At 46.7% G+C, this 26,158-nt stretch carries 23 protein-coding genes; 16 read left to right on the top strand and 7 right to left on the bottom strand.

The window, feature by feature from the left end:
• Window positions 1-16: 16 nt before the first annotated feature.
• The 3 genes from HPY28_RS12440 (at window position 17) to HPY28_RS12430 (ending at window position 3,121) form a co-directional block, all read left to right on the top strand.
• On the top strand, window positions 17-1,429 hold the full coding sequence (locus HPY28_RS12440) for a YfcC family protein (protein WP_174230646.1): 1,413 nt from the start codon (window positions 17-19) through the stop codon (window positions 1,427-1,429).
• Between the two features lie 242 nt (window positions 1,430-1,671).
• Complete coding sequence (locus tag HPY28_RS12435) at window positions 1,672-2,382, top strand: alpha/beta hydrolase (protein ID WP_174230645.1); 711 nt, start codon at window positions 1,672-1,674, stop codon at window positions 2,380-2,382.
• 112 nt (window positions 2,383-2,494) lie between these two features.
• Window positions 2,495-3,121 (top strand): class I SAM-dependent methyltransferase, encoded by a 627-nt coding sequence (locus tag HPY28_RS12430; protein ID WP_173622708.1) that lies wholly within the window; start codon window positions 2,495-2,497, stop codon window positions 3,119-3,121.
• A gap of 21 nt (window positions 3,122-3,142) precedes the next feature.
• On the opposite strand, the gene HPY28_RS12425 is transcribed toward HPY28_RS12430, so the two are convergent.
• Window positions 3,143-4,501, bottom strand: coding sequence for a TrkH family potassium uptake protein (locus tag HPY28_RS12425; protein WP_017249959.1), 1,359 nt, complete (start codon window positions 4,499-4,501; stop codon window positions 3,143-3,145).
• A 400-nt stretch (window positions 4,502-4,901) separates the two neighbouring features.
• On the opposite strand from HPY28_RS12425, the gene HPY28_RS12420 reads away from it, so the two are divergent.
• The 5 genes from HPY28_RS12420 to HPY28_RS12400 all read left to right on the top strand — a co-directional run bounded on the left by HPY28_RS12420 (window position 4,902) and on the right by HPY28_RS12400 (window position 10,892).
• Complete coding sequence (locus HPY28_RS12420; protein WP_017249960.1) at window positions 4,902-6,653, top strand: ABC transporter ATP-binding protein; 1,752 nt, start codon at window positions 4,902-4,904, stop codon at window positions 6,651-6,653.
• A 4-nt stretch (window positions 6,654-6,657) separates the two neighbouring features.
• Window positions 6,658-8,715 carry an ABC transporter ATP-binding protein gene (locus HPY28_RS12415; RefSeq protein WP_173622710.1) on the top strand — a complete coding sequence of 686 codons (2,058 nt, stop codon included), beginning with the start codon at window positions 6,658-6,660 and terminating at the stop codon, window positions 8,713-8,715.
• A 73-nt stretch (window positions 8,716-8,788) separates the two neighbouring features.
• Window positions 8,789-9,115 (top strand): DUF1904 family protein, encoded by a 327-nt coding sequence (locus tag HPY28_RS12410; RefSeq protein ID WP_012684582.1) that lies wholly within the window; start codon window positions 8,789-8,791, stop codon window positions 9,113-9,115.
• Window positions 9,116-9,364: 249 nt separating this feature from the next.
• Entirely contained in the window at window positions 9,365-9,937 is a 573-nt protein-coding gene (locus tag HPY28_RS12405; protein ID WP_017249962.1) for an RNA polymerase sigma factor, read from the top strand.
• Entirely contained in the window at window positions 9,915-10,892 is a 978-nt protein-coding gene (locus HPY28_RS12400; RefSeq protein WP_174230644.1) for a DUF4367 domain-containing protein, read from the top strand. The genes HPY28_RS12405 and HPY28_RS12400 overlap by 23 nt, the downstream gene beginning before the upstream one ends.
• 59 nt (window positions 10,893-10,951) lie before the next feature.
• Here the strand turns inward: HPY28_RS12400 and HPY28_RS12395 are convergent, their stop codons facing one another.
• The gene (locus tag HPY28_RS12395) at window positions 10,952-11,875 is read right to left on the bottom strand and encodes a DMT family transporter (RefSeq protein WP_173622711.1); all 924 of its coding nucleotides are present in this window, start codon (window positions 11,873-11,875) and stop codon (window positions 10,952-10,954) included.
• A gap of 112 nt (window positions 11,876-11,987) precedes the next feature.
• Here HPY28_RS12395 and HPY28_RS12390 point away from each other — a divergent pair, with 112 nt between their 5' ends.
• The gene (locus HPY28_RS12390; protein ID WP_026043203.1) at window positions 11,988-13,415 is read left to right on the top strand and encodes an aminotransferase-like domain-containing protein; all 1,428 of its coding nucleotides are present in this window, start codon (window positions 11,988-11,990) and stop codon (window positions 13,413-13,415) included.
• Between the two features lie 52 nt (window positions 13,416-13,467).
• Here the strand turns inward: HPY28_RS12390 and HPY28_RS12385 are convergent, their stop codons facing one another.
• Window positions 13,468-14,181 (bottom strand): alpha/beta fold hydrolase, encoded by a 714-nt coding sequence (locus tag HPY28_RS12385; protein WP_017249966.1) that lies wholly within the window; start codon window positions 14,179-14,181, stop codon window positions 13,468-13,470.
• A 179-nt stretch (window positions 14,182-14,360) separates the two neighbouring features.
• On the opposite strand from HPY28_RS12385, the gene HPY28_RS12380 reads away from it, so the two are divergent.
• Window positions 14,361-15,020 carry a Crp/Fnr family transcriptional regulator gene (locus HPY28_RS12380; protein ID WP_173622712.1) on the top strand — a complete coding sequence of 220 codons (660 nt, stop codon included), beginning with the start codon at window positions 14,361-14,363 and terminating at the stop codon, window positions 15,018-15,020.
• A gap of 179 nt (window positions 15,021-15,199) precedes the next feature.
• Here HPY28_RS12380 and HPY28_RS12375 read toward each other — a convergent pair whose 3' ends face one another.
• The 4 genes from HPY28_RS12375 to HPY28_RS12360 all read right to left on the bottom strand — a co-directional run bounded on the left by HPY28_RS12375 (window position 15,200) and on the right by HPY28_RS12360 (window position 18,396).
• Window positions 15,200-15,400, bottom strand: coding sequence for a cold-shock protein (locus HPY28_RS12375; protein WP_007721941.1), 201 nt, complete (start codon window positions 15,398-15,400; stop codon window positions 15,200-15,202).
• 187 nt (window positions 15,401-15,587) lie between these two features.
• A complete protein-coding gene (thrC, locus tag HPY28_RS12370) occupies window positions 15,588-16,856 on the bottom strand; it encodes a threonine synthase (protein ID WP_174225042.1) in 1,269 nt (422 codons plus the stop codon).
• Window positions 16,857-17,043: 187 nt separating this feature from the next.
• Window positions 17,044-17,730 (bottom strand): 23S rRNA pseudouridine(2604) synthase RluF, encoded by a 687-nt coding sequence (rluF, locus tag HPY28_RS12365; RefSeq protein WP_017249969.1) that lies wholly within the window; start codon window positions 17,728-17,730, stop codon window positions 17,044-17,046.
• A 24-nt stretch (window positions 17,731-17,754) separates the two neighbouring features.
• Window positions 17,755-18,396, bottom strand: a complete 642-nt coding sequence (locus tag HPY28_RS12360; protein ID WP_017249970.1) for an MOSC domain-containing protein — start codon at window positions 18,394-18,396, stop codon at window positions 17,755-17,757.
• 145 nt (window positions 18,397-18,541) lie between these two features.
• Between HPY28_RS12360 and HPY28_RS12355 the strand changes: the two genes are divergently transcribed.
• From HPY28_RS12355 to HPY28_RS12330, 6 genes are all read left to right on the top strand, one after another.
• Window positions 18,542-19,990 carry a nicotinate phosphoribosyltransferase gene (locus HPY28_RS12355; RefSeq protein WP_017249971.1) on the top strand — a complete coding sequence of 483 codons (1,449 nt, stop codon included), beginning with the start codon at window positions 18,542-18,544 and terminating at the stop codon, window positions 19,988-19,990.
• Window positions 19,991-20,188: 198 nt separating this feature from the next.
• Entirely contained in the window at window positions 20,189-21,448 is a 1,260-nt protein-coding gene (locus HPY28_RS12350) for a Glu/Leu/Phe/Val family dehydrogenase (protein WP_017249972.1), read from the top strand.
• Window positions 21,449-21,590: 142 nt separating this feature from the next.
• The gene (metA, locus tag HPY28_RS12345) at window positions 21,591-22,511 is read left to right on the top strand and encodes a homoserine O-acetyltransferase MetA (protein WP_017249973.1); all 921 of its coding nucleotides are present in this window, start codon (window positions 21,591-21,593) and stop codon (window positions 22,509-22,511) included.
• A gap of 135 nt (window positions 22,512-22,646) precedes the next feature.
• Entirely contained in the window at window positions 22,647-23,834 is a 1,188-nt protein-coding gene (locus HPY28_RS12340; RefSeq protein WP_017249974.1) for an ROK family transcriptional regulator, read from the top strand.
• A 93-nt stretch (window positions 23,835-23,927) separates the two neighbouring features.
• Window positions 23,928-25,040, top strand: a complete 1,113-nt coding sequence (locus HPY28_RS12335) for an Ig-like domain-containing protein (protein WP_069846922.1) — start codon at window positions 23,928-23,930, stop codon at window positions 25,038-25,040.
• Between the two features lie 111 nt (window positions 25,041-25,151).
• Complete coding sequence (locus HPY28_RS12330) at window positions 25,152-26,048, top strand: LysR family transcriptional regulator (RefSeq protein ID WP_174230643.1); 897 nt, start codon at window positions 25,152-25,154, stop codon at window positions 26,046-26,048.
• The last annotated feature ends 110 nt before the right edge of the window (window positions 26,049-26,158 follow it).

Raw genomic sequence — 26,158 nt, 5'->3', positions numbered from 1 at the left:
CGCAGGGGGTTACCTTATGACAGAGAGCAAGCAACTAAAAAAGAAAAGCTTATTTCGGCTAGACGCCTATGTCCTTTTGTTTTGCATCTTACTTCTATGTGCATTGGCTACCTATGTGGTCCCGACAGGAGAATTTGACCGTGTAAAAAACGGCAATGTGACGACCGTTGTCCCGGGCAGCTATCATGCGGTGGAGCCGAATCCTACGGGCTTTATCGAGTTTTTTACCGCGATACAGACCGGGATGGTCAAAGGCGCGCCGATCATCTTCCTCGTTTTGTTCACAGGCGGTGCTTTAGCTGTTTTGGATAAGACAGGTGCACTCAACGCAGCGATTCTGACCATGGTCCGAAAATTAGGAAATAGAGAGTGGCTGCTGGTTATTTTGATCACCTCCGTCTTTTCCGTATTGGGTACGTTGGGTGTCATCGTCAACTCCGTCATTGCTTTCGTTCCGCTTGGCATCATGATTGCGAGAGCGATGAAAATGGATGCGATCTTCGGTGTGGCTCTGATTTATTTGGGTGTGTATGCCGGATTCAATACGACAATTGCCTTTCCAGGAACGCTGGGCTTGTCCCAACAAATTGCGGAGCTTCCGCTGTTTTCAGGTATCGGCTACCGCACCATTATTTATGTTACGTTTGTGATCGTAACCATTCTGTACATCGGGCGTTACGCGCGGAAGGTTCGTCAAAACAAGAGTATCTTGGGGGACGAGCTCTTTCCTTCTGATAGTGGCTCAACCACGATGGAAGCAGACACGAAAAATGTTGATTTTACAACCCGTCACAAATTGATCTTGGCGTTTACGGGGATCGTTCTGATTGGTTTTATCGTCTGCACGATCTTGTTCAAATGGGACGTAAACGAGATGTCCGGAATCTTTATTTTCATTGCGATCGGAGTAGGCTTGCTCAACAATATGAGCGGCAACGATATTGCCAAAACATTCTTAAAGGGCTGTCAGGGCCTGATTTATGGGGCTTTGATTGTCGGTATGGCACGTGCGATCACGGTCATTTTGGAAGATGGGAAGTTCCTTGATACCATCGTGTACGGGCTTGCTACCATTCTGGAGCCGCTGTCACCGATGGCAGGTGCAATTGGGATGTTCCTCGGAAGCGCCGGGCTGCATTTCTTGATTTCGTCCGGTTCAGGTGAAGCCGTTATGCTGATGCCGTTGTTGGCACCATTGTCTGACCTGATGGGCATTACGCGCCAAGTGGCAGTAGAGGCTCTGATGCTCGGAGAAGGTGTGGTCAACTGCATTAATCCGACCTCAGGTGTTCTGATGAGTATTTTGGCAATGAGTGGTATTTCCTACGGCAAGTGGCTGAAGTTCATGCTTCCGCTTACAGCGGTATGGACAGCTCTCTCCATCGTGTTTATCGTTATCGGGGTATTGATTAACTGGGGCCCGTATTAAGCCGACTTTCGATGACAAGGAAGGGGCTGTCCAAAAAGTCCATTTTAGGGTAAATTGCACTGAAATTAAAAACCCCAGAATGTTGATTTTACGGCATTCTGGGGTTTTGCTTTTTTTACGTATATTAAAGAGGAAAACATAAAGAAGGAAATTGGTTTAAATGGCTACAATTATTTGAAACTGACTACATTTGTAATATTTGGAATGACGAATTATTTATATTTTATGGAGGATAAATTGTAATGATAAAAAATCATTTTAAAATAGAAAACATTCCAGCGATTTTGTGGGGTGACAAATCAGATAAGTTATTTGTGGTGGTGCATGGTAACATGTCAAATAAGGCAGATGACTCGATTATTGTATTTGCAGAAGAAGCAACAGCACTAGGTTATCAAGTGCTTAGTTTTGATTTACCTCAACATGGTGACCGTAAGGATGATACTTATCTTTGCAAAGTTCAAAACTGTGTTCAAGACCTTAATACAGTTATGACCTATGCAAAAACGTTATCCAATAATATAAGCATTTTTGCTTGTAGCATGGGAGCATATTTTAGCCTATTAGAATATAGCCATGAGCCGTTGAAGCAGTGTTTGTTTCTCTCTCCTGTGGTAAATATGGAACGTATCATAAATAATATGATGACATGGTTTAACATAAGTGAGAGTAGACTAAAAATAGAGAAAGAAATTTCTACACCTATTGGACAAACTCTCTATTGGGATTACTACTGTTATGTGAAAGAACATCCTATTGTTGCTTGGAATAATCCAACTTCCATTCTCTATGGTTCAGAAGATAACTTATGTGAGTTTGACGTTGTATCTGAATTTAATAAACGTTTTAACTGTAATTTGCAAGTCATGGAGAATGGAGAACACTATTTCCATTCTGAGGAACAGTTGCAGTATTTCAGACAATGGCTGAAAAAACATATTTACGTTTCATGATAATTTAATTTCAAACATTGTTTTAAAACATCGCCTTTCATTAAGATTCTTCACGCGCATAAACTGTGCAACGACACATCATTTTCGAAGGCAGAAAGTGGGGAAGCTCACCATGAGTACGGAAAATCAATCCGCTTTTGATTATCGGAAATACTGGGAGGATCATTACGCTTCGGGTGGAAATTCTGGACTTGGCTCCTATGGCGTGCTAGCTCTTTTTAAAGCAGAAGTCATCAATGAATACATCAAGGAGCAGCAAGTGAAAAGCGTCATTGAATTTGGCTGCGGAGACGGCAATCAACTTCTCTTTATGAAATATGCCAATTACTTGGGGTTGGACATTTCACCGACTTCGGTACAGATGTGTGCCAGAATGTTTGGGAAGGATTCGTCGAAAAGCTTTCTTTTATACCATCCGAAATCCTTTTACAATCAAGGATACTTGAAAAGTGATCTGGTCGTTTGCCTGGATGTGCTGTATCACATTATCGATGAGGAAGAATTCGAGAAAACATTGGATGACATCTTTTCTTGCGCCAAAAAGCATGTCATTCTCTACACGAAGGTAACGGATGGGACAGAATCGCAAGTCGTCGATATGATCAAAGACCGAGACATCTTGCACTACTTGAAAAAGTACAACGATTTCTCCGTTACGCGAAAGATTGAACAGAAATACCCAGACCTGTCCTCTGCAAGCTTTTTGATTCTAGAAAAAAATCCCCCAACGGCTACATAGCTTTGGGGGATTTCCTTTCCTCTATTGACCAATGATGATGCGTTCTTTCGGATAATGGTAGCGTACGATTCGGTCATTGCGCTTCAAGAAGAGGAGCAAATTGATAATCCCGATACGTCCGATCATCATCGTAATAATCAGGATGAGCTTGCCGCCTACACCCATCTGAGCTGTAATCCCGGTAGACAATCCGGTCGTACCGAAAGCAGAGCAGACCTCGAACAAAACGTGCTGGAAAGGTAAATCCTCCAACCAGACGAGCAGCATGACCGCTGTGAACACCATGATAATCGCGATAAAAAAGACGATGAAGGAGCGCTGAATGTCCTCATCAACCAGCTCTCTTCCGAACACCTTTACTTCCTTGTAGCCACGCATGTTGGCAAAAACAGAGGCAATCAGGACGAAGAACGTTGTGGTCCGTATCCCCCCGCCCACACTACTCGGGGAAGCACCAATGAACATCATCCCGGAGAGCATGATGAGTGTCGCGGTCGACAAGAGGCTGATATCCATCGTAGCCAAGCCGCCACTACGCGAGGAGACGGAGTGGAATAACGAATAGAACAGCATTTCATGCCAGGTCTTATCAGCCAAAAACTGATTTCGCTCAAAAACGAAAATGAGCAGGGCGCCAACGGCGATCAAGGAAAAGAACGTCAGTGTCGTAATCTTGGTGAAGAGCGAAAAGGTGAAACGCACTTTTGCGCGGCGATAGGAAAAGTACGTTCTCAGCTCTACGAGTACGGGAAACCCGATCGCTCCACAAATAATCAAGATCATCACGATGGTCTGAAACACGTAATCGTGGGTAAAATTGAGCATGGAATTTCCGTGCAGGTCAAACCCGGCATTCGTAAAAGCACTGACAGATGCAAAGTAACCGTGGTAGAACGCGGTGTACCAATCGTCGTAGTAGCCGGCGTAAATAAAATGACTGCCTAACAGAATGGTTCCCACCAGCTCAATCAAGAGTGCAATCACGAGAATATTGCGCATCAGGTCGACCAGACCGGACAACGTGGAGCGGTTGTGGTCCGTCGCGATCCAGATGCGCTGCTCCAGACCGATTTTTTGACCCATGAGGATCCAGATGAACGTTCCGAGTGTCATGATTCCGACCCCGCCAACCTGGAAGAGCAACGTAAGAAAGAGAATCCCCCACTGGTTGAAAACTTCATGAATCGTAATGACAGTAAGCCCCGTAACGCTGATGGCACTCGCCGCGGTAAACAAAGCGTCAATAAAAGGAAGAGAGACTCCAGGCAAGTGAAAAAACGGCAATGATAGAAGAAACGCTGAGATCAGGATGAGCCCAACGTAGGCGAACACGATGATTTGAACAGATGTCAATCGTCGCTTTTGATTGGAAGATAACAAAATAAATGGCCTCCTGAATGAGCTTCATGGGGATAATCATACCAAATAAATGAAAGGAAGCAAAAGCGCGGAAAAGATCAGTTGACAATGTATCCGCAAGAATGGTAAAGTTCAGAATGTATTTATTGGAAATTCAAAATATTAATGGAAAGGTGGGCTTGTCATGAAAAGAATTGTACGCATGGGTCATCCATACAAGGGCATACATGACGTAACCCCACCATTGATACGAGCGTAGTATCGTTTTTTTGATCTCGTTAACATGGCGTAGGTTACCTATTTCGTAACTTGCGCCTTTTCTATTTTTGTTGATGAAAAGGCATGTTGCTCACGGGCGATGTGTCTTTTTTGTCCTCTAAAAAAGGTCACCCAGCCAGCTAAAGAGAGGGGAGAAACACGGATGTTCTCGGTTTTGGCAAAGCTTGATTGGTTTTTCAAGGAGCATTGGAAACGTTATACGGTCGCTATTTTGCTATTGATTCTGGGCGGCTTACTGGAGATTATCCCTCCAAAAATCATCGGGGTGGCTATTGATGAGATTCACCTGGGGACACTGACTGGCGAGCGGCTGGTATCCATTTTGCTGTTTTTCGGTGTATTGTCTGTCGCGATTTATTGGGTCAATTTTATCTGGATTCGCCAGCTGTTTGGAGGAGCGTTTCTGGCGGAGCGGACGTTACGGTCGAAGCTCATGACGCATTTTTTGCGGATGACGCCAACGTTTTATCAGCGCAATCGTACCGGTGATCTGATGGCGCGAGCGACAAATGACCTCAAGGCTGTCTCGATGACGACAGGCTTCGGAATTTTGACGATGGTGGACTCGTTATCCTTTACAGGGGCAATTGTGCTGACGATGGGCTTTTTGATCAGTTGGAAGCTGACCTTAGCAGCGATCCTTCCATTACCGTTCATGGCCTATATCATCAAGCAATATGGGAAAAAAATTCACGAGCGTTTTTCTACCGCACAAACATCGTTCGGCGAGCTGAACGACCGCGTCTTGGAATCCGTCTCTGGCGTTCGTGTGATTCGAGCTTACGTACAGGAGATGGCGGATCAGGAGCGCTTTCGCCAAAAAATACATGAAGTGTATCAAAAAAATATCGATGTGGCGAGAATCGATTCGCTGATTGAGCCAACCGTCAAAATATTGGTTGGAATCAGTTATATGATTGGTTTGATCTACGGTGGATACCTCGTGTTTCAAAGAGAACTGACCCTGGGAGAGCTGGTCTCGTTCAACGTCTATCTCGGGATGCTGATTTGGCCGATGTTTGCGATTGGTGAATTGATCAATGTGATGCAAAGAGGAAGTGCCTCGCTGGATCGCGTCACTGAAACATTGGCTTACGAAGCAGATGTGACGGATCACGACAGACCAGTTCATGTGGCAGTACCAGAAGTCATTCGGTTTGATTCCGTGACATTCCGCTATCCATCTGCGCATGTTGACCAATTAAGCGAGGTCTCCTTTACTCTTGGTCGGGGTCAGACGCTAGGAATCGTCGGGCGTACGGGAAGCGGAAAATCCACGCTGGTGCGACAGCTGCTTCGCGAATATCCGTTAGGACGGGGAGCCATCAGTGTTTCGGGAGAGGCGCTAGAACAGATCAGTCTGGATAACATCAAGAGCTGGATCGGCTATGTACCGCAGGAGCAGATTTTGTTCTCGAAGTCAGTCCGCGAAAACATCCTGTTCGGGAACAACGAGGCAACAGAAGAACAATTACAGGAAGTGTTGAAGCAGGCTGCATTTGCTCGGGACGTACAACTATTGCCCGAAGGCTTGCAAACGCTTGTTGGTGAAAAAGGTGTAGCCCTTTCAGGCGGTCAAAAACAGCGGGTCTCGATTGCTCGAGCGCTTTTGGTTAATCCAGAAATCTTGATTCTCGATGATGCCATGTCGGCGGTGGATGGAAAAACCGAAGCGGAGATGATCACGAATATTCGCCGGGAGCGTGCAGGCAAAACAACACTGATCACCACACATCGCTTAACGGCCGTCCAGCATGCAGATTGGATTCTCGTCATAGACGAAGGACGAATCGTCGAGGAAGGCACACATGCACAGCTATTGGAGCTGGGCGGTTGGTATAAAGAACAATTCGAGAAACAGCAGATTGAAGCGACGCTGACAGAAAGCGGGTGAATGAATGACGACGGGGAAAAGGCTAGTTCACTATGCAGCGATTTTTAAAAAGACAATCCTTTTAGCGATTCTGATGCTCTCTATATCTGTTGGGGCAGAGCTAACGGGACCATTCTTGGCGAAAGAAATGATTAATACCCACATACTGGGGATTGAATTCCCTTGGTATGAGACGGCACAGCGTGAGGGTTCCGTACAATACAAAGGGAAGTATTACACGAGACAGGATCATCTGGCAGCAGGGGAGAGTAGAGGCGAGGAAGCTCGTGTTCTCCAGATAGGAAGCGACTATTATTTCCTGAACCAGGCGATTAAGTTTGATGGGCAGCGAGCCATTGAGGATGGGAAGCTCGTTATTGTAAAAGGTACGGATCGAGCTGAGTACCAGGCCACTCTCTTAAGTAATCAGGAGATATTCGAATTTTTCCGGCCAGAGACAAGAGGCTTGTTCACACTGGCTGCTCTCTATTTCGGATTATTGGTAGTTGCTTCGCTTTTCCACTATGGGCAAAAGTTCTTATGGCAAAAATCAGCGAATCAGGTCATCGAGAGACTGCGCATGGATGTGTTCGCGCATATTCAACGATTGCCCATCCAGTATTTCGATCATCTCCCTGCCGGGAAGGTGGTTGCTCGTGTTACAAACGATACGGAAGCAGTCCGAGAGCTGTTTACGAATGTTCTCGGCAACTTCATTACGAGCGGGATTTATTTAATCGGTATTTTCGCAGCGCTGTTCTTGCTTGATGTACGACTCGCGCTCGTTTGTCTGGTCATTCTGCCAATCATGGTCGTGTGGATTTACTTGTACCGCAAGTACGCTTCTGCATTTAACCATGTCATTCGGGCACGCATCAGCGACATCAACGGGATGATTAACGAGTCGATCCAAGGGATGCCGATTATTCAGGCATTTCGCAGGGAAAAGGAAACAATGCGGGAATTCGGCGAACTGAACGAAGAGCTATTCACCTATCAAAATAAAATGCTACGGCTCAATGCGACCGCTTCGTTTAACCTGGTTCAGTTTATCCGCAATATCGCGTTTGTTTTATTCATCTGGTATTTCGGCGGTGCCTCCCTCGGGATAGGTACACTGCTATCGCTTGGTGTCCTCTATGCATTCGTCGATTATCTCAATCGCTTGTTCCAGCCGATGACACAGATCGTCAACCAACTGGCGAACCTGGAGCAATCTCTCGTCGCGGCGTCGCGCGTGTTTGAACTGCTCGATGAAGAGGGCATTGACGTTGATCCGGCAAAAGTTCCTTGCTATCAGGGGAATGTCCGCTTTGACGATGTTTCTTTTGCCTACAAAGACGACCAATACGTGCTGAAAAACATCTCATTCGAAGCATGGCCCGGAGAGACAGTGGCACTGGTTGGTCACACGGGATCGGGAAAAAGCTCGATTATCAATCTGTTACTCCGCTTCTATGATGTAAACAGTGGAGCGATTATGATTGATGGGCGCAATGTGCAGTCGTTTTCCAAACAGCAGCTTCGTCAGCATATGGCGATTGTTTTGCAGGACCCGTTTTTGTTTACAGGAACGATTCGTTCCAATGTGAGTCTGGATGATCCGTCGATTTCGCCGGAAAAGGTGGAGAAAGCCTTGTGTGATGTAGGGGCAGATCAATTGTTCCGCAGTCTTCCGCAAGGATTCGATGAACCTGTTATTGAGAAGGGCAGTACGCTTTCACTCGGGCAGCGTCAATTGATTTCGTTTGCGCGTGCTCTCGCTTTTGACCCGGCTATCCTCATTTTGGATGAAGCGACTGCCAGCATCGACACGGAAACAGAGGGCATTATTCAAAATGCACTTGAGGTGTTGAAAAAAGGGAGAACGACCTTCATCATTGCTCACCGCCTGTCTACGATCAAAAATGCAGATCAAATTCTCGTACTGGATCGAGGCAGAATCGTAGAGCGAGGAAAGCATGAAGACTTGATGGAGAAGCAAGGCAGGTACTATCAGATGTATCAATTGCAGCAAGGGAACAAAGAAGCGCGGGTGCAAGAGGCAGTAGGAAAGCACGGAAGCGCCGCGGCTCTGACCTAGTTTTTTCTACTCTTTTTGCCTCTTGAACGGTAAGATAGAGCATAGAAGTATGTACTTTTCAGGAGGGATCATCATGCCACATCTTATCGTTCGAGGTATCCAAGCTGAACAAATGGCCACGATTAGCGAACCGCTTGCAGTGGAGCTTGCTGCACTCTGCCAATGCGGCACGGACAATTTCACGATCGAATGCTTGCATACAACAGGCGTTTTTGGTGGGAAGATTGTGGAGTCGTTTCCTTTTATCGAAGTAGCATGGTTTGAGCGGGGGCAAGAAGTTCGTGACCAGTTTGCCCAGATCGTGACCAAGCATGTCTTATCTCTTGGCATTCCAGAAGTAGAGATGGCATTTGTCGCTTATCAAAAAGAAAGCTATTATGCCAACGGAGAGCATTTCTAAAGGGAAGCCGACAGGTGCTGTCGATTTCCCGGGAAAGAATCAAGACATTCGACAAGCGTACGGAAAAGCAAATGAATACAAGCATGGAATAAGGGTGTTCCTTCCAGAAGTACGAGATTTTTCGTACGAGACGGGTGGAGCACCCTTTTTATTTAGAATGAATTTTTATTCGTAAATCCAAAAATTTCTAAAATAGGTGTCACAAACAAAAGATGCCAATTGTTATTCATAGTGAGAGGAGGGCAAACCGTGGAAAAAACAGAGATAGAGCGCCTGTTGAGCGAAATAAAAGCAGGCTCTCTTGAGCAATACGAAATCATTATCGATCACTATCAACAACCGATCTTTACATACTGCTACCACATGCTCGGTCACCGTCAAGATGCAGAAGACGCTGTTCAGGAAGTCCTGTTTCGTGCCTACGAGCATCTTGGACAGTATACGTACTCGCTGTCATTTTCCGCATGGCTGTACCGGATCGCTTACAACCATTGTGCGAATGTGCTAAAGCGCAGGAAATTAAGCCGCGTGTTGCCCTTTTTGTACAACCGGGATCAGGATGGACGCAATTATGTCGAGGAGAGCATTGACAATAACCATTTTGGGGAGCCGCTTGAACGCATCTGGAAACGACTGTCCGCCGAAGAACGAACACTCATGTTCCTGCGGGTGCTAGAGGAAAGAGAGTACGAGGAAATTGCAGAGCTGATGGACAAAAGTCCTGCAGCCCTGCGCAAGCAATTTGAACGTGTTTTGAAAAAGTGCAAACGTTATTTGCCAACGACGGGAGGGGTGCGAAATGATGGACAAAAATCCGTTTAAGCATATGCGAGACATGCTGGCAGCGAAGCCAGTCCCGAAAGTCAATGTCAAACATAAAGTCATGGCCGCAATTCGTGCCAAGGAGAACAAGGAGGAGAAAGTCGTGAAAAAGAAAATTGGCTTGTTAGTCACTGTAGGTATGCTGGTAGGAGCGTCTTCCGTATGGGCGGGGATGGAAATGATCCAGTTGAAAAATGAGAAGGGAGAAGTAGTGTTAGAGCTTGAACAAATGAGTATGCAAGAACAGCAACAAATGATGCAGCAGCTACCCCCTGACACAAAGGATCAGATCAAAAAAAGTAGTGCAGAGATTTATAAACAATTGGATACCGGAGAACAAATCGTCAATGGATTAAAGCCAGGAGAAGCGGTTGCCATTTATTGGCCGCTGACAAAGCTTCAGTTGGAATCAAATCCAAACAGCAAGCCTTTTGTAGATGTACGCTCCAAGCCTTTTACCTATACAACGTGGAAGGACATGGAACAAAAGGTTGGCCATCTGTTCAAGGTCCCGGCAGAGATGGGGACGGACTTCAAATTTGCAGCAGGCGAAGCGATCTATCTCCCAAGTGACAAGTACGATGAGAGAGCGATGAAAGAGGAACAAGAAAGAACGAAAAAAGAATACGTGGTACAACCAGTTCCGTTATCGGACAAGCTTCGTAATGCAGAGATTGAGTACAAGGGCCAAAAAGGGAGTGCTTTCTTAGAAGTGTCCATTCTGGATGACAAGAATAAAAGTGGAGGTACATTTGCGGAGAATCTGGAGAAGATCATGATTGGCGACAATGAAGCCGTGTACTCCACTTTCGCACCTGAAAATGGGAAAACTGTGCACTCTTTGCAATGGGTGAAAAATGGGACAAAGGTGGACTATAGCCTGAGAGCCAATATGAGTGTGAGCACGAAAGTAGAGCTGCTGAAAATGGCGGAACAAATCAACGATACGAAATAACCATTTTCCAAATAGAGGAGTACCACAAAGCACCAGCTTGTGGCACTCCTTCTTTTTCATCAATGGCTAACGTCTCGTAGCTTGTTTGCCTTTTTACCCATCAACTGCTTCAAGCCATCCCTATTAATCAGGATAATGCCGACAATAATCGTAATTCCCCCTGCCAACGACAGGAGATAAAGCGGCTCATTGTACAGGATGACGCCCAGGCTTAAGGCAATCAACGGAGAGATATAGAGCCACGTGGATGGAAACACAGGGTTGGTCTTGGCCACGAGCCAATAGAAAATGGTGTGCCCCATCATGGAACCAACGACGATCAAGTACAGGAGCGAGAGGATCGCATTAGCCGTGAGCATCGATTCGATATGCACTTGCTCGGTGAACAGAGATAATACAAGCAGCATGGCTCCTCCATACATCATCTGTGCTGCATTCAAAGCAATGGGGGAGGTGTCTTGAAACCGTTGAATGACGCTACGGGAGTAAACTGCACCAGCAGAATAAAAGATTTGCCCGAATATGATTACCATGCACCCTGTAAGCCAAAGGAGACTAAATGAGATGGTCACACCGGGTAAAATTAGCATAAAGACACCGACAAAGGCAATCAAGCAACCCGCCCACGAAATACCGGGGAGCTTTTGCCGAGTAATACCTGTCTGAAGCAGCATCACCATGAGAGGGGCTGTTGCAGATAATATGGCTGCAATTCCTGAACTTACATGCTGCTCCGCCCAATACAAGGGGGCAAACGTCCCAAACGTCAAACCGACTCCAGTAAGGAACATTTCTTTATGAAGCAGCAGCGACAGTCGCGCCTGTTTTTTCCAGAGCATAAATGAAAACAAAATGACACCTGCCAGTAAGAACCGAAGTCCTCCTGAGAAAAACGGCGGGGCCCCCGCATCAATACCGACTTTGATTGCCAGAAAAGTCGTTCCGAATATCAAGCACATGACCACATAGTTGAGTAGTACCATTATGATTCCTCCCTTTTCCTCATCATAAAGGGAAGGGAACAGAACAGATGAAATGGAATAGAACAGATACAAAGATCAATCCATTATCATGGGGGAAAGGGGGGAAGCTTGCATGAAAAGGGAGGCTCTTTCAAACAGCCATTCTGATAAGCTGTTCGAGCAAGTATATGAATATCTTCTGGACCGGATCAGACGCGAAGAGTGGCGGGCACATCAGAAGCTTCCTTCTGTTCGAACATTGGCGCTGGAATTGAATGTGCATCGCCTGACGGTTTTTAAAGCATTTCAATTATTAAAACAAAACCGCCACGTGTATGTGAAGGATAAGTCGGGGTATTACGTACAACCGAGCAGCCTGTTGCCAGTGGAATCGATGGATGATCCAATCGTTTCTGCCTATGTGCACAAGAGCCACCTTTCTGAAATTCATCAGGTGCAGGCGACCTATCAATTTTCCAAAGCATTGATCGAACCGAATTTATTACCAAATCATTACTTTTCTGAGTACGTGAAGAAAGTGTTTGATCTGTATCCAAAAGTGCTGGGCACCTACTCAACTACACAGGGAGATCAGGAGCTGCGGGAAGCACTGTGTAGCTATTATATCAGCCGTTATCATTTTCATCTGTCACCGGATGAGCTGATGATCACATCAGGTTCGCAGGAAGCGATTGATTTGGTTGCCAGAGTCCTAGTAAAGCCGCGTGATGTCGTGTTGCTGGAGAGACCCACTTACAGTCCTGCCATTGATGTATTCAGAAGACAGGGCGCCAATATGATTCCCATCGAGATTACGCCGCATGGATATGATTTGGAGCAGGTTGAACGGTTGATGCAAAAAGAAAAACCACGCCTGTTTTATCTCAATCCGACCTTTCACAATCCGACGGGCTATACGGTTCCCGCTGAACAACGGAAGAGACTGGTGGAGCTGGCTGCGAAGTATCAGTGTCTAATCGTAGAGGATGATCCGTGCCGCGATCTTTACTTCGGCGATAAGCCTCCACTGCCGTTTTTTTCTTACGACACGGAGGGCTATGTCATCTATCTGCGCAGCTTTAGCAAGTACATTGCGCCGGGGCTAAGTATTGCGACTGTGGCATGCCGTCCATCTATTATGAAGTATTTGATTCAAGCGAAATCATTGTCCGACAGTGGAGCGCCCCTATTGAATCAAAAGATTTTTTTGCACTATTTCTTCTCCGAAAGAATGCAGCAGCATTTGGCAAAGCTGCGGATTGCATTGGCCATTCGCCGGGATATCATGGAGGAAGAGCTGTCTGTGACCGACTGGGAGTGGTCCAGCCCACCAGGAGGCTTTAACTTATGGGTGAAGCTGCCTGATTCCGTCCCGATGGAAAGTCTTCTGGCCAAATGCATAGAGCAATCGATTACGTTTGTGCCCGGCGCGATCTGTGACCCACAGCGAGAGTTAAAATCTTGGATACGCATCAGTTATTCTTATTTGAATGAACAACAGCTGCGGGATGGATTGCAAAGGCTCGTACGTACGGTTCGCCAGTTGAACATAGAGGAATAGGAATGAAGCAAGGCTGCCGACATGATGGTCGACAGCCTTGTTTTTGGTTATTTTATGATTTGCTTACTTGATCGAGATGATTAACCAGCTCTTCTGGTTTCGACAAGAAAGGCGCATGATCGGCTTCCAGTGTAATGACTTTGCTGCAAGGTGTTTCTGTGTTCATTCTGCGTTGGAAATCGATTGGGATCGCATTGTCTAATGTGGTCTCAATATAGACGCGATCGACACTGCCGAATTTCTCTTCAGTAATTTGCACTGGCTGTGTAAACGGAGCCAGCGCTTGCGGACGGCAACGCTTCATCGACGCCAGCCTCAGTGCCTCATCCTCAACCGCGTTGAAAAATGTCCCTTCCACAGTCTCGAGCTTCGGAGCCAGCGTCATATCGGCTTCATTCAATTCGAATTCTGGGCCTTTTTCTCCTTCAGACTTGCTTATGAGACTTTCCCCGTTTTTCGGCAAGAATGCGCAAAGGTAGACGAGCTTATCAATTTTGTCATGTACTTTTTCAGCTGTTTGCGTAATAACGACGCCACCCATGCTGTGTCCGACAAGGATTACTTTATCGTTTTGTTGCTTGATCAGGTCAGATACTTTCTCGACGTAGAGATCCAGTGTTACCTGCTGAGGAGGTGTCATGTCTTGTCCACTTCCAGGCAAGTCCAACGTCGCGACCTTGTGTCCCAATGCTTCCAGCGAAGGTTTTACTTTTTCCCATACCCATTCACCTTGGCAAGCTCCATGAACCAATACAAAAGTACTCATTTACATACATCTCCTTCGTTTCATGATGATCGTTCGTTAGTGTTAACGAAGCGATTTCTTATTAAACAGGGTGTTCTTGTGTTCGTGCCTCTTGAGTGCAATAATAATAAAAATCTGTATCGGTAATCTGTGACTTTGTCACCAAAGTTATTTTTTTCACAAGGAGGTTCTTCGTCCATATGCAAAAGGAGCAGATTGCGGAAGTCCTTGCACGTTTTCCAAGTCTGGCGGCACTTACTCTAGAAGAGTGGCAAGAGGAGGGAATCTCCATCACTACGGTTCCAGCCAACTTTACCATTGATGAAGGCGAGTTTTTGGAGAATGCGCCATTAATCTTGGATGGGCTTGTTCGCATTTTCAAACTGAGCAGCGATGGAAGAGAGGTTACGCTGTACAGGCTATCGGCTGGCGAGTGCTGCCCACTCATCGCGTCTAGTATATTGGGAGAAACGGTGTATGAAGCTTCGGCTTGCGTGGAGATGCCGAGTATGGTCTTGAACGTCCCGACGAAGATTTATAAGAAATGGATCGAGAAGCATCAAGGCTTTCGCCAGTATATTTTTCAATCATTTGCGCGGCGATTGATTATCATGTCGAACTTGATTGACGATATTCATTTTAAATCCATTCGGGTTCGGATTTCCGAATATTTGATCGAGCATACAAGTGCGGAGGATGATTCGCTCGCCATTACACATGATCAGTTGGCAATTGAGCTGGGGACTGCTCGTGAGGTGATTAGCCGGACACTAAAGAAAATGGAAAAAGAAGGGCTGTTGCGTGTAGCACGGGGGCAAATTACAGAAATTCAACGTTCTAGACTGTCTGCGGTTCAATAATCTATATTTGAAAATATAAAAATTTTAGGAAGCGATAGGTACTGTGTTATACTGAGTCTACCATTTACTGTTCTGTAGCATTCCCTACTCCGTTTACGTGAGTAGGGTTTTTTATTTTTGTTTCAAACAACCAAAAAACAGACCCCCTTACAGGAGTCTGTTTTTTGTGTATGGCTATATTAAACTTTTTGAACGTTAGTAGCTTGTGGTCCGCGTTGGCCTTGTTCTACGTCAAAAGTAACTTTTTGACCTTCGTCAAGGGATTTGAAACCGTCGCCTTGGATAGCAGAGAAGTGTACAAATACGTCTTCTTTACCTTCGCGCTCAATAAAACCAAAACCTTTTTCTGCGTTAAACCATTTTACTGTACCTTGTTCCATTGTTATTGCCTCCTAGTGTGTAACACACATGTATTACTATCCTTGCTCGCAGGATCATCTAGACGAAAATTTGTTATCTACGCTATCCGTTGCTTCGAACAAAAATAATTCTTTACTAGCATAACAGGATATTGAAAGGATAGCAAATAATTCGCGTATGTTGACGAAAGAAAATATAGATGAGCTGTTACGAAAGCATGGCGCCAATCTCTTTCAACGTAAGCTGTGACGAGACAATTTTATTTGGATAGCTCGCTTGTGTCGATTCCCCCACATGATACTCTTGCAGTGCATCAGTGTCCTTCAGCATGTTTCCTGTCAAAATACACACGGCTGTTTCGTCCTTGTCGATTACTTGTCCTGCGATGAGCTTCCGCAATCCGGCGACCGTAGCAGCAGAGGCAGGCTCGCAGCCGATCCCGCTCTTATCCACCCATGCTTTAGCGTCGAGAATCTCTTGATCAGTCACGGAGCAGGTAACACCATTTGTTTCTTCTAAAGTACGTAGTGCCTTTTTCCAGCTGGGTGGATTGCCGATGTTGAGCGCAGAGGCACGTGTATATGGATTCGGTTCAGGTGTCAGCTCGGTGTGTCCGCCTGCGACCATGCGATGGAATGGACTAGCACCTTCCGCTTGTACGAGCGCCACCCGAGGAACTTTTTCGATAAAGCCGAGGTTTTTCAAATCCTGCAAGCCCTTTCCGAGAGCAGTCACATTGCTCAATGCTCCTCCAGGGATGACCACCCAATCGGGAAGGTTCCAATTGAGGTACTGCGCAATTTCGTACACGATACTCTTCTGCCCTTCAATGCGGAATGGATTGATCGAATTGCAGATGTAGAGGCCGAGCTCTTTGCTGTATTGCTCATAAAAACGGATGCCATCATCGTAGGTACCATCAAAGCTGATGACCTTTGCTCCGTAGGCCAGTGTTTGCATGACTTTATTCAAAGAAATGTTTTTGTTCGGGACAAACACGTACGATTCGTGATGGGCGAGTGCAGCATACATGGCGAGAGAGGAAGAGGTATTGCCAGTCGATGTGCAGGTGAAGCGTTGATAGCCTAGTGAACGCCCGTGTGATACGGCGACAGTCATCCCGTTGTCTTTGAATGAACCACTCGGATTCTCGCTTTGTGCCTTCAGCCATACCTTGCTGTTGCTTCCTACATAGGATTGGATGAGTGCAGATGCGTATAGCCCTGTATTTCCTTCGTACTTGGTCGTGATGTACGCATCAGGAAGCTCGGGGAAAATCAGCTCTTTGTAGCGCCATACTCCGCTCGCATAAGGGGTAATGCGTTCGGACAGTCGCTCATGAAAGACGCGCTTCAACTGTTCGGCATCGATGGCTGACGTATCGTGAATGATGTCAAACAAGCCGCCGCATGTGCATTGATAGTCAAATAAATGGGCAGGCACTTCCTTGCTGCACTCGACACAAACCAGTTTCATCCTCGCAAGATTCACCCTAAAAAGTGTGCGGGAGAATCTCTCCACCTCTTTTCTCTCGTATGGTTTTCTATATGGTAAACGGAGAAGGGGAGTGTGTAAATGACAGTTTTCAGTAAAAACAAAATATTCATATGCAGATACGAAAGACGGGAAGGAGCCACTATACAGACTCCAACCCGTCCCTATTTCACAAGCTTTTATTCAGATCAGTTAATTCTTTGGCCGTCAGATTGCGCCATTGCCCCAATTTCAAATTCCCCAGCATAATGTTCATGATACGTACCCGCTCTAGCTTTCGCACCTGATAACCAAAAGCCTGGCACATCCGTCTGATTTGCCGATTCAGCCCTTGCGTCAGCACGATATTGAAGACGCGGTCGCTGACTTTGGTTACTTTGCAAGGCTTTGTAGTTGTTCCGAGAATACGTACGCCGTTTGCCATTCCGTGTAAGAAATTCGCCGTGATGGGCTTGTCTACGGTGACGATGTACTCTTTGTCATGATTGTTTTCAGCACGCAAAACTTTGTTTACGATATCCCCGTCATTAGTTAACAGGATGAGGCCTTGCGAATCCTTATCCAGACGTCCGATAGGAAAAATCCGCTCCGGGTGATTCACGAAATCGATGATGTTGCCTTTGACATGCAGTTCAGTGGTACACGTAATTCCGACAGGCTTGTTCAAGGCGATATAGACATCTTTCTTTTTGGAACCGAGCGGCTGTCCATCGATGCGCACATCATCTCCTGACGCAACCGTACTTCCTAGCTCCGCGACTTGGCCATTGATCGTCACACGCTTGGCCTCGATTAATTTATCGGCTTCTCTTCGTGAGCAAATGCCGGTTTCACTGATGAACTTATTAATTCGCATGAGACGTTCCTTTCGCTATTACTGCTACTTATCCAGTTTTTCCAGTAGTTTTTTTCGCCAAGGCTGCGCCAATTCCTCCACCTCAAGCATACGCTGAATCGTCTCTTGGGATGGTGACTTGTCGTGGAAGTATAAGTGGTGAATCGACGCTACCGTTACTTGTTTTGGATGTGCAGTGATGAGGGTAATCTTGGAGTCTGGCTTGATCGTCCCTTCCTGCAAGACGCGGAAGAAATAACCCGTATAGCCCATTTCCACCACCGCTTTGAGCAGCTGGTTATTGTTGTTGCGCTTGTTGATGGTCGCGCAAGGAAATCTGCCTTGCGTCACTTGCAGGATGGTATCACCGAATTGATACACATCCCCGATGCAGACCTGCTCTTCGGTCATGCCAGCAAGCGTGAGATTTTCTCCGAATGCCGCATTGGTCAGTGGTTGGCCGAATAACTTCTCCCAATGGGCATAATGTTCAAAAGGATACGCACAGACGACGCGGTCTGGGCCGCCATGGTACTCTGGATTCGCGATATCGTCGTCATCAATTTTCTCGGAACGGACAACGAGCTCATCGGCTTCTTCCTTCCAAATGCCGGAGAGATATTCCTTACCGTTGTACATATTACTTTTAGGCAAACCTTTACTAATCGTAACGACTTTTCTGTTCAACTAATACTCACTCCCAGCCTGCACGATTGCTTCTCTTTTTATCCCCATACTATACCACATTCCCTCATATCCTCCACAGCGGATGGGCACCAGCGGACGCTTCTGGTATGATGATAGAAAGGAATACACAGGAGGCCTCAGTGACATGCAATCATTTGGTGTGGCACTACACACAGATAAATATCAGATCAACATGATGTACGCCCATTGGGTGAACGGAACGCACAATCAAAAGGTCGTTTTCGAAGCATTTTTCCGCAAGCTACCTTTTGGAAACGGATACGCCGTATCTGCCGGATTGGAACGCATTGTTTCTTATATAAAAAATTTGAGCTTTGAAGAAAGCGATCTCAAGTATTTGAGTGAGCAGGAGGAGAACTACGATCCGAAGTTTTTGGAAGAGCTGCGCCAGCTTCGTTTTAAGGGCTCGCTCTATTCCGTGAAGGAAGGTACCGTGGTTTTCCCGAACGAGCCGCTGATTCGCGTAGAGGGGCGTGTCATGGAGGCGCAGCTGGTTGAGACGGCCCTGTTGAACTACATGAACTACCAGACGCTGATTGCGACCAAAGCTTCGCGGATTAAAAACGTGGCGGGCAATGATGTTCTTATGGAGTTCGGAACAAGAAGGGCGCAGGAGGCAGATGCTGCGTTGTGGGGGACGCGGGCAGCGTATTTGGCAGGTTTCGATGCGACCTCGAATATGCTGGCAGGGAAAATGTTTGGCATTCCGACAAAAGGGACGCACGCTCACTCATGGGTACAGAGCTTTGAGAGTGAGGAAGAAGCATTTGAGCGCTTCGCAGCAGCTCTACCAGGACAGGTAACCTTGCTGGTTGATACGTATGATACGCTCAAAAGCGGCGTGCCTAATGCAATTAAGGTCGGAAAACGCCTGGAGAAACAAGGTAAAAAGCTGACGGCGGTGCGCTTGGACAGTGGCGACTTGACGTACTTGTCCTGCAAGACTCGTGAAATGCTTGATAAGGCAGGCATGACCGATGTGCAAATTGTCGCTTCCAACGATCTCGATGAGCACACGATTATGAACCTGAAGGTACAAGGAGCACGCGTAAATAGCTGGGGAGTAGGAACGCAGCTCATCACGGCAGCGGATCAGCCGACACTCGGAGGCGTATACAAGCTGGTGGCGCGTGAAGGAGCGGACGGAGAATATCAGCCGACCATCAAAATCTCCGGGAATCCGGAAAAAGTCACAACGCCAGGCATCAAAGATATGTACCGATTGATTGATCCGGAAACAGGCAAAGCGATTGCTGACTATATGTGCTTCCCACATGAAACAACAGTCGATGATGGAGGACCTCTCCATTTGTTCCATCCGAGCCATACGTATTTGAGCAAGCATTTGGAGAACTACCAGGCAGAGTCTTTGCTAATTCCGGTATTTGTGGATGGGGAACTGGTCTATGAACTGCCGAACCTTCAAGAGATTCGCAACTACCATCGTGAGCAACTCAAGCTGTTCTGGCCTGAATACTTGCGCATGCTGAATCCGGAGCATTACCGTCTGCACATCAGCGAAGAGATGTGGGAGACGAAAACAAAGCTGATGAAGACGTATTTGAAAAAATAAGAGAAAAACGTCTGATGTGTCGAGAGGATGCATCGGGCGTTTTTTATTTGTTTCCCAAAAATAACACAATAATGTGAAAACAAAGAAAATGAATTGTCTGAATTTACTTGCATCGTATATAATTACTCCATTCATCCTTTAGCTCTGCGCCAAGGTGATGTGGAAAATGCGTGTGAAAAGTATTGGGGAGGAAGAGAGATGCTAAATACTGTAGAGAAAGAAAACCTGAATCCATACGAGATTGTGCAGAAACAGATTGATGCTGCAGCGGCACTGTTGGGATTGCGAAGCGATGCTGTAGAAATTTTAAAGCGACCCAAACGAGTATTGGCTGTCAGTTTTCCTGTCAAGATGGACGATGGTAGCGTGCGTGTCTTTGAAGGCTACCGATCTCAGCATAATGATGCGGTAGGGCCGACCAAAGGAGGGATTCGCTTTCATCCGGATGTGACGATGGATGAAGTCAAGGCGCTCTCCATGTGGATGTCATTCAAATGTGGCGTGGTTGGTCTTCCTTATGGCGGTGGAAAAGGTGGCGTCATATGTGATCCCCACGAATTCAGCAAAAGTGAGCTGGAACGAGTCAGCCGCGGCTTCATGGAAGCTATCGCTGATATTGTCGGACCGGAGACAGACATACCTGCACCCGATGTGTATACGACCCCACAAATCATGGGGTGGATGATGGATACGTACAGTCGATTAAAAGGCACCTATTCTCCGGGAGTGATCACGGGAAAACCGCTGAGTGTCGGCGGTTCCAAAGGAAGAAACGAAGCGACTGCCCGCGGATGTGTCTTTACCATACTAGAGGCGCTTAAAGATTCTGGACGCAAGCCAGAACAAACAACCGTCGCGATTCAAGGATTCGGCAACGCGGGAAGAATTGCTGCCAGACTTTTGACAGAGCTGGGCTTCAAAATCGTGGCGGTCAGTGACTCACGTGGAGGTATTTATGATGCTGCTGGCTTGGACATCGAACAGGTAGGGCAGTTAAAAGACAACGCCACCATTTTGGAGTATGCAGGTGGTACGGTCATCTCCAATGAACAACTATTAGAGCTGGAAGTGGATATTCTGATCCCGGCCGCATTGGAAAATGTCATCACAGCAGCGAATGCCCACAGCATTCAGGCCAAGTGGATTGCAGAAGCAGCAAATGGACCTACTACACCGGATGCGGATGCCATTTTGCGGGAAAAAGGGATTACCGTGATCCCAGATATTCTCGCCAACGCAGGTGGCGTAACGGTTTCTTATTTTGAATGGGTGCAAAACCTGATGAATTACTACTGGTCCGAGGTTGAGGTAAACGAAAAGCTGCAAACGACCATGATTAACGCCTATCGTGCTGTGAAAGAACTCTCTGATCAATACAAGGTAGACTTGCGCACGGGAGCCTATATGATCTCGCTATTGCGAATTACGGAGGCGATGGAAGCGCGCGGCTGGATTTAAGGGAAGAGACCTCTTGCAACTTGCTTGCAAGGGGATCTTTTCGTTTTCCCCTGTGGGATTGGCAGGAAGTCTAGTATTTTTGTCGAATTTGTCGGATTATTGTTTTTCTACCTGTGTTCAAAGGATGGAAAGGGGGATCTTTATGCCAATCAAATTGCCCGACGAATTGCCTGCAACGGAAATACTCGCCCAAGAAAATATTTTTGTGATGAAGGATAGCCGTGCCTTCACACAGGACATACGACCGCTCAGGATCGTCATTCTCAACCTCATGCCCGTGAAGGAAACAACGGAAACACAGTTGCTCCGCCTCCTGGGGAATACACCGCTACAGGTGGAAATCGTGCTTTTGCACATGTCCAGTCATACGTCCAAAAATACGTCGGAAGAACATTTATCGATGTTTTATAAAACGTTTGAGGAGATCTGTGACCAGCGATTTGATGGCATGATCATCACCGGAGCACCAGTGGAACAGCTCGAGTTTACAGACGTCACGTATTGGCAGGAGCTGACAAAAATCCTCGATTGGAAAATGGAGAACGTCACTTCGACCCTGCATATTTGTTGGGGAGCACAAGCGGGTCTTTACCACCACTTTGGCGTTCCGAAGCATCCTTTGCCAGAAAAAATGTTCGGAATCTTCCCTCATACACTCAATAAGCAAAAGGTGAAGTTGTTCCGCGGATTTGATAACTACTTCTACATTCCGCATTCCAGGCATACCGAAAATCGCAGGGAAGACATCGAGCAAGTGCCTGAATTGGAGATATTGTCCGAGTCTGATGAATCAGGTGTTTACATCGTAGCGACGAGGGATGGTCGACAAATTTTTGTGACAGGACATTCCGAGTATGATCCGACCACCCTGCAAGATGAGTACCAGCGGGATGTGAACAAAGGCTTGGACATTGCTGTTCCGCGTAATTACTATCCAAAGGACGACCCAAATCGCGAGCCTATTGTCACTTGGCGCGCACATGCGAATTTGATGTTTTCCAACTGGTTAAACTATTACGTTTACCAAGAGACACCGTATGATTTGAACAACAACAAGCGATAGCAACGTAGAAACCATCCGAGGTGATTCGGATGGTTTTTGTTTGGCCCAGTTGACGTAATAAATGGCGACAGGTAGTGTGAGAATAATCGCGCAGGAATACTACCGGGAATTCAAGCAAGATGGGAGTTTTGTAAGATGAAAAAAATCATGAAGCAAGATCAGGACGTGACCAAGCAGCATAACAAGCAAATGATCCTCGACATTATCAAAAAGCAGAGACCGATATCGCGTGCAGAAATCGCCAAAATTACGCGGATGAGTGCCACCTCGATTGGCAGATTTGTAAATGAGCTGTGCGAAGAAGGACTGATTCGAGAGACAGAGCTAACCTCATCAGGTGTGGGCAGGAAGGCAATTATGCTCGACATCGAGCCGGGGGCCATTTATACAATCGGCGTGGACATGGCAAAAAAGCGCATCAGCTTTGGGATCATGGACTTTAGCGAAGCAATTATTGCACAGCACCGGATGGATCATAAAACACAGGATTCTACACCGGAAGAGACGGCTGAACTGATTTGTAACGAGATTGAAGGGATACTCAAACAGACAGGCATTCCGTTAGAAAAAGTGGTCGGGATCGGCATTGGGATGCCAGGGGTGATTAATTATGAGCGAGGGATTGTTCAGCTATCCACTACGCTGGACTGGAAGGACGTAGCGTTTGCCAGCCTGATTGAAAAAAGGCTGAAAATCAAAACTGTTATCGACAACGATTTGAAGGTGAAAATCCTCTCGGAGTACTTGTACGGATCGGCCAAAGGCTCGAACAAGACAGCCTTGATTGGCATTGGCACGGGTATCGGCTCTGCTTTAATTATCAATGGCGAAGTGTTTCGCGGAGGCTCCAATAGCGCAGGAGAGCTGGGGCATACGACGCTCGATCCGAATGGGAATCTGTGTGAATGCGGAAAGCGCGGATGCCTGCAAACATACATAGACGAAAATTCTTTGATCATGGAAGCGCGTCGGGTGAAGGATGTCAGTGATGTCCGTCAGGTGTTCGCGGCAGCGAGAAACGAAGAGCGCTGGGCGAAGGAAATCGTCTCCCGTACCGCGTTGTACCTCGGAATCACGATTAACAATATTGTATGCATGTACAATCCAGATACTGTGATTGTAAGTGGTGATTTGGTGGAGAATTATCGCGAAATCATTGATTTGGTCGAGGAGCATAGCGATCAAGTGATCTGGGAGCCATTCAAGGGGAAATTTCGCGTCATTCCTTCCGAATTGAAGGGGGAGGCAATCGTGATGGGGGCAGGAGCTTTGGCGATGCAGCACTTTGCTCCCTTGGCAGGGACATGGGCAGAAGAATCATGACTTTCTTTGCCATTTTGTATTCAACAAGTACGGCAGTTTAGCCGATATAGAAAATGGTGGAAAAGTAGAAAGGAAAAGGAGTGGGATGTGAGCATGAGAAACTGGCAAAAAGGTATGCTCGCTACGGCTGTTACCGTTGGGCTGATCTTTTCCAGTGTCGGCCAAGTACCGGCATTGGCAAATTCTGCGACGACAAGTACGCAGAAGAAGATTTCCAAGCTTGTGGTTGATACAAAGACAATAAAATTGAAAAAAGCGGGGACGCAGCAGTTGAACGTCCGCGTGCAATACACGGATAAAACAACAGAAGACGTCACACAGCAAGCAGAGTGGACTTCCTCTGACAGTGACATCGCACGCGTTGAAAAAGGCTTGGTAACCGCTGTTAGTTCGGGTAAAACAAGAGTGAAAGCAAGCTTCGGGGGCAAAAGTGTGAGTGTCCCTGTTGAGATCGATGTGATTTCCAAGCTCACTGCTGACCAGAAGAAACTGGTTCTCAACGTGGGAGGCACGAAGCAGGTAAACGCAACAGCAACCTTCTCAGACAAGTCTACCTCTGATGTAACCGCCAATGCAGAGTGGGAAAGCGATGATACGGAAATCGTAACGGTCACGAATGGTTTGGTTACAGCAGTAAGTTCGGGCACAGCGAAACTCAAAGTGAAGTACGGTGGAAAAAACGTATCCATTCCAGTAGAGGTGGATGTCGTCTCCAAGCTGGACAGCGATAAGAAAAAGCTGTATCTGCGTCCAGGCACTACCCAGTCGGTTACGCTGCTGGCTATCTTGTCTAGCAAAGAAAAGGTCGATGTAACAAGCAAAGCCAAGTGGACATCCGACGATGAAAAAGTCGCCACAGTTGAAAACGGAGTCGTGACAACTGTAGGTTCTGGCAAAGCGAGAATCAAAGCAACTTACGGTGGAAAGACAATCTCGATCCCTGTAGAGTCTGCTATTATCTCCAAGCTAGAATTTGACACGAAAAAGGCAGATCTCAAAGTCGGCGAATCAAAAGACTTGAAGGTATCTGCTGTCTATACCGACAAAACCAAGGTCGATGTCACAGTCGATGCAGACTGGATCTCCACGAACAGCTCCGTTGTGACTGTAGCGGATGGCAAGCTCACGGCTGTGAAAGCAGGTCGCGCAACGATTGCCGCTACGTATAATGGAAAAGTCGTAAAAATACAGGTAACCGTGAAGTAACTCAAGCTGGAGGAAAAGCCAGGGCGCGACTGCGTACCTGGCTTTTTTGCATACTCTCGCCTGTGGTAATCTGTAGCTAACGCTTTTGATTGGACGAAGACGGAGGGCACCATGGATATTCGACAGCTGCATTACTTTGTGGAAGTAGTCAAACATAAAAACTTTACGAAGGCCGCGCAATCCCTCCACGTCTCCCAGCCTTCTATCAGCAAAATGATCAAGGCATTGGAAGAAGAGCTAGAGGTAGTTCTGCTGGATCGGACGGAGCGGAAAATGGATCTGACAGACGCAGGGGAAATGGTCTACAGCTATGCGACCAAAGTGTTGCAGCTGATGGAAGGTATGTCGTCATCGATTGCAGAATTGCGAAATGTCGAGCGTGGTCGGGTCAAACTGGGTATGATGCCGACCGTGGGTTCTTTTCTCTTGCCGAATGTGATTGCCTTGTTTAAAAAGCAGTATCCAGGCATCGATATCGAGATGAAGGAATACAGCGCCAAGCTGCTTGAAATCCAAATGGAGCAAGGAAGCATTGAGGTGGCATTAACCGTTCTTCCAACGGATCAGGAGAAATTTGTGGCGGTTCCCTTGCTCGCAGAGGACCTCGTCGCGATCGTTCATCGGGATCATTGGCTGGCGGGAGCCGATGAGGTGAGCTTGGAACAGCTTAAGGACGAGGCTTTCATTTTGTTTACCGAAGAATACGCGATGCACGATGTAGTGCGCCAAGCGTGCAAGCTGTCCGGCTTTGAACCGAAAGTCGCTTACATGAGCTCTTTATGGGATTTTGTCGGAGAGATGGTGGCTACTCAACTAGGGATATCACTCATTCCACGCTCCATCGTGGGACGCTTGAATAACGGGAATTTGCACACCGTCAACATTTCCTACCCAGTGATTGACTGGCAGTATGCTTTGATTTATCGAAAAGAAGGGTATTTATCGCATGCGACAAAGGCTTTCATATCGTTTGTAGAGAAAATGTACAGCCATAACCAAATGGAATAGAAATGATGAATTTTATGTATTGTACGAATGGAATCGAGACGGCTTAGAATGAAGGTAACTCGTTCAAAAGGTGACTTTTTGAACAACCTTTGTAGAGCAACTGGGGTGGT

This window comes from Brevibacillus sp. HB1.2 (assembly GCF_013332495.1).
Lineage (GTDB): Bacteria > Bacillota > Bacilli > Brevibacillales > Brevibacillaceae > Brevibacillus > Brevibacillus porteri.
This window is presented reverse-complemented; position numbering and strand designations above follow the sequence as displayed.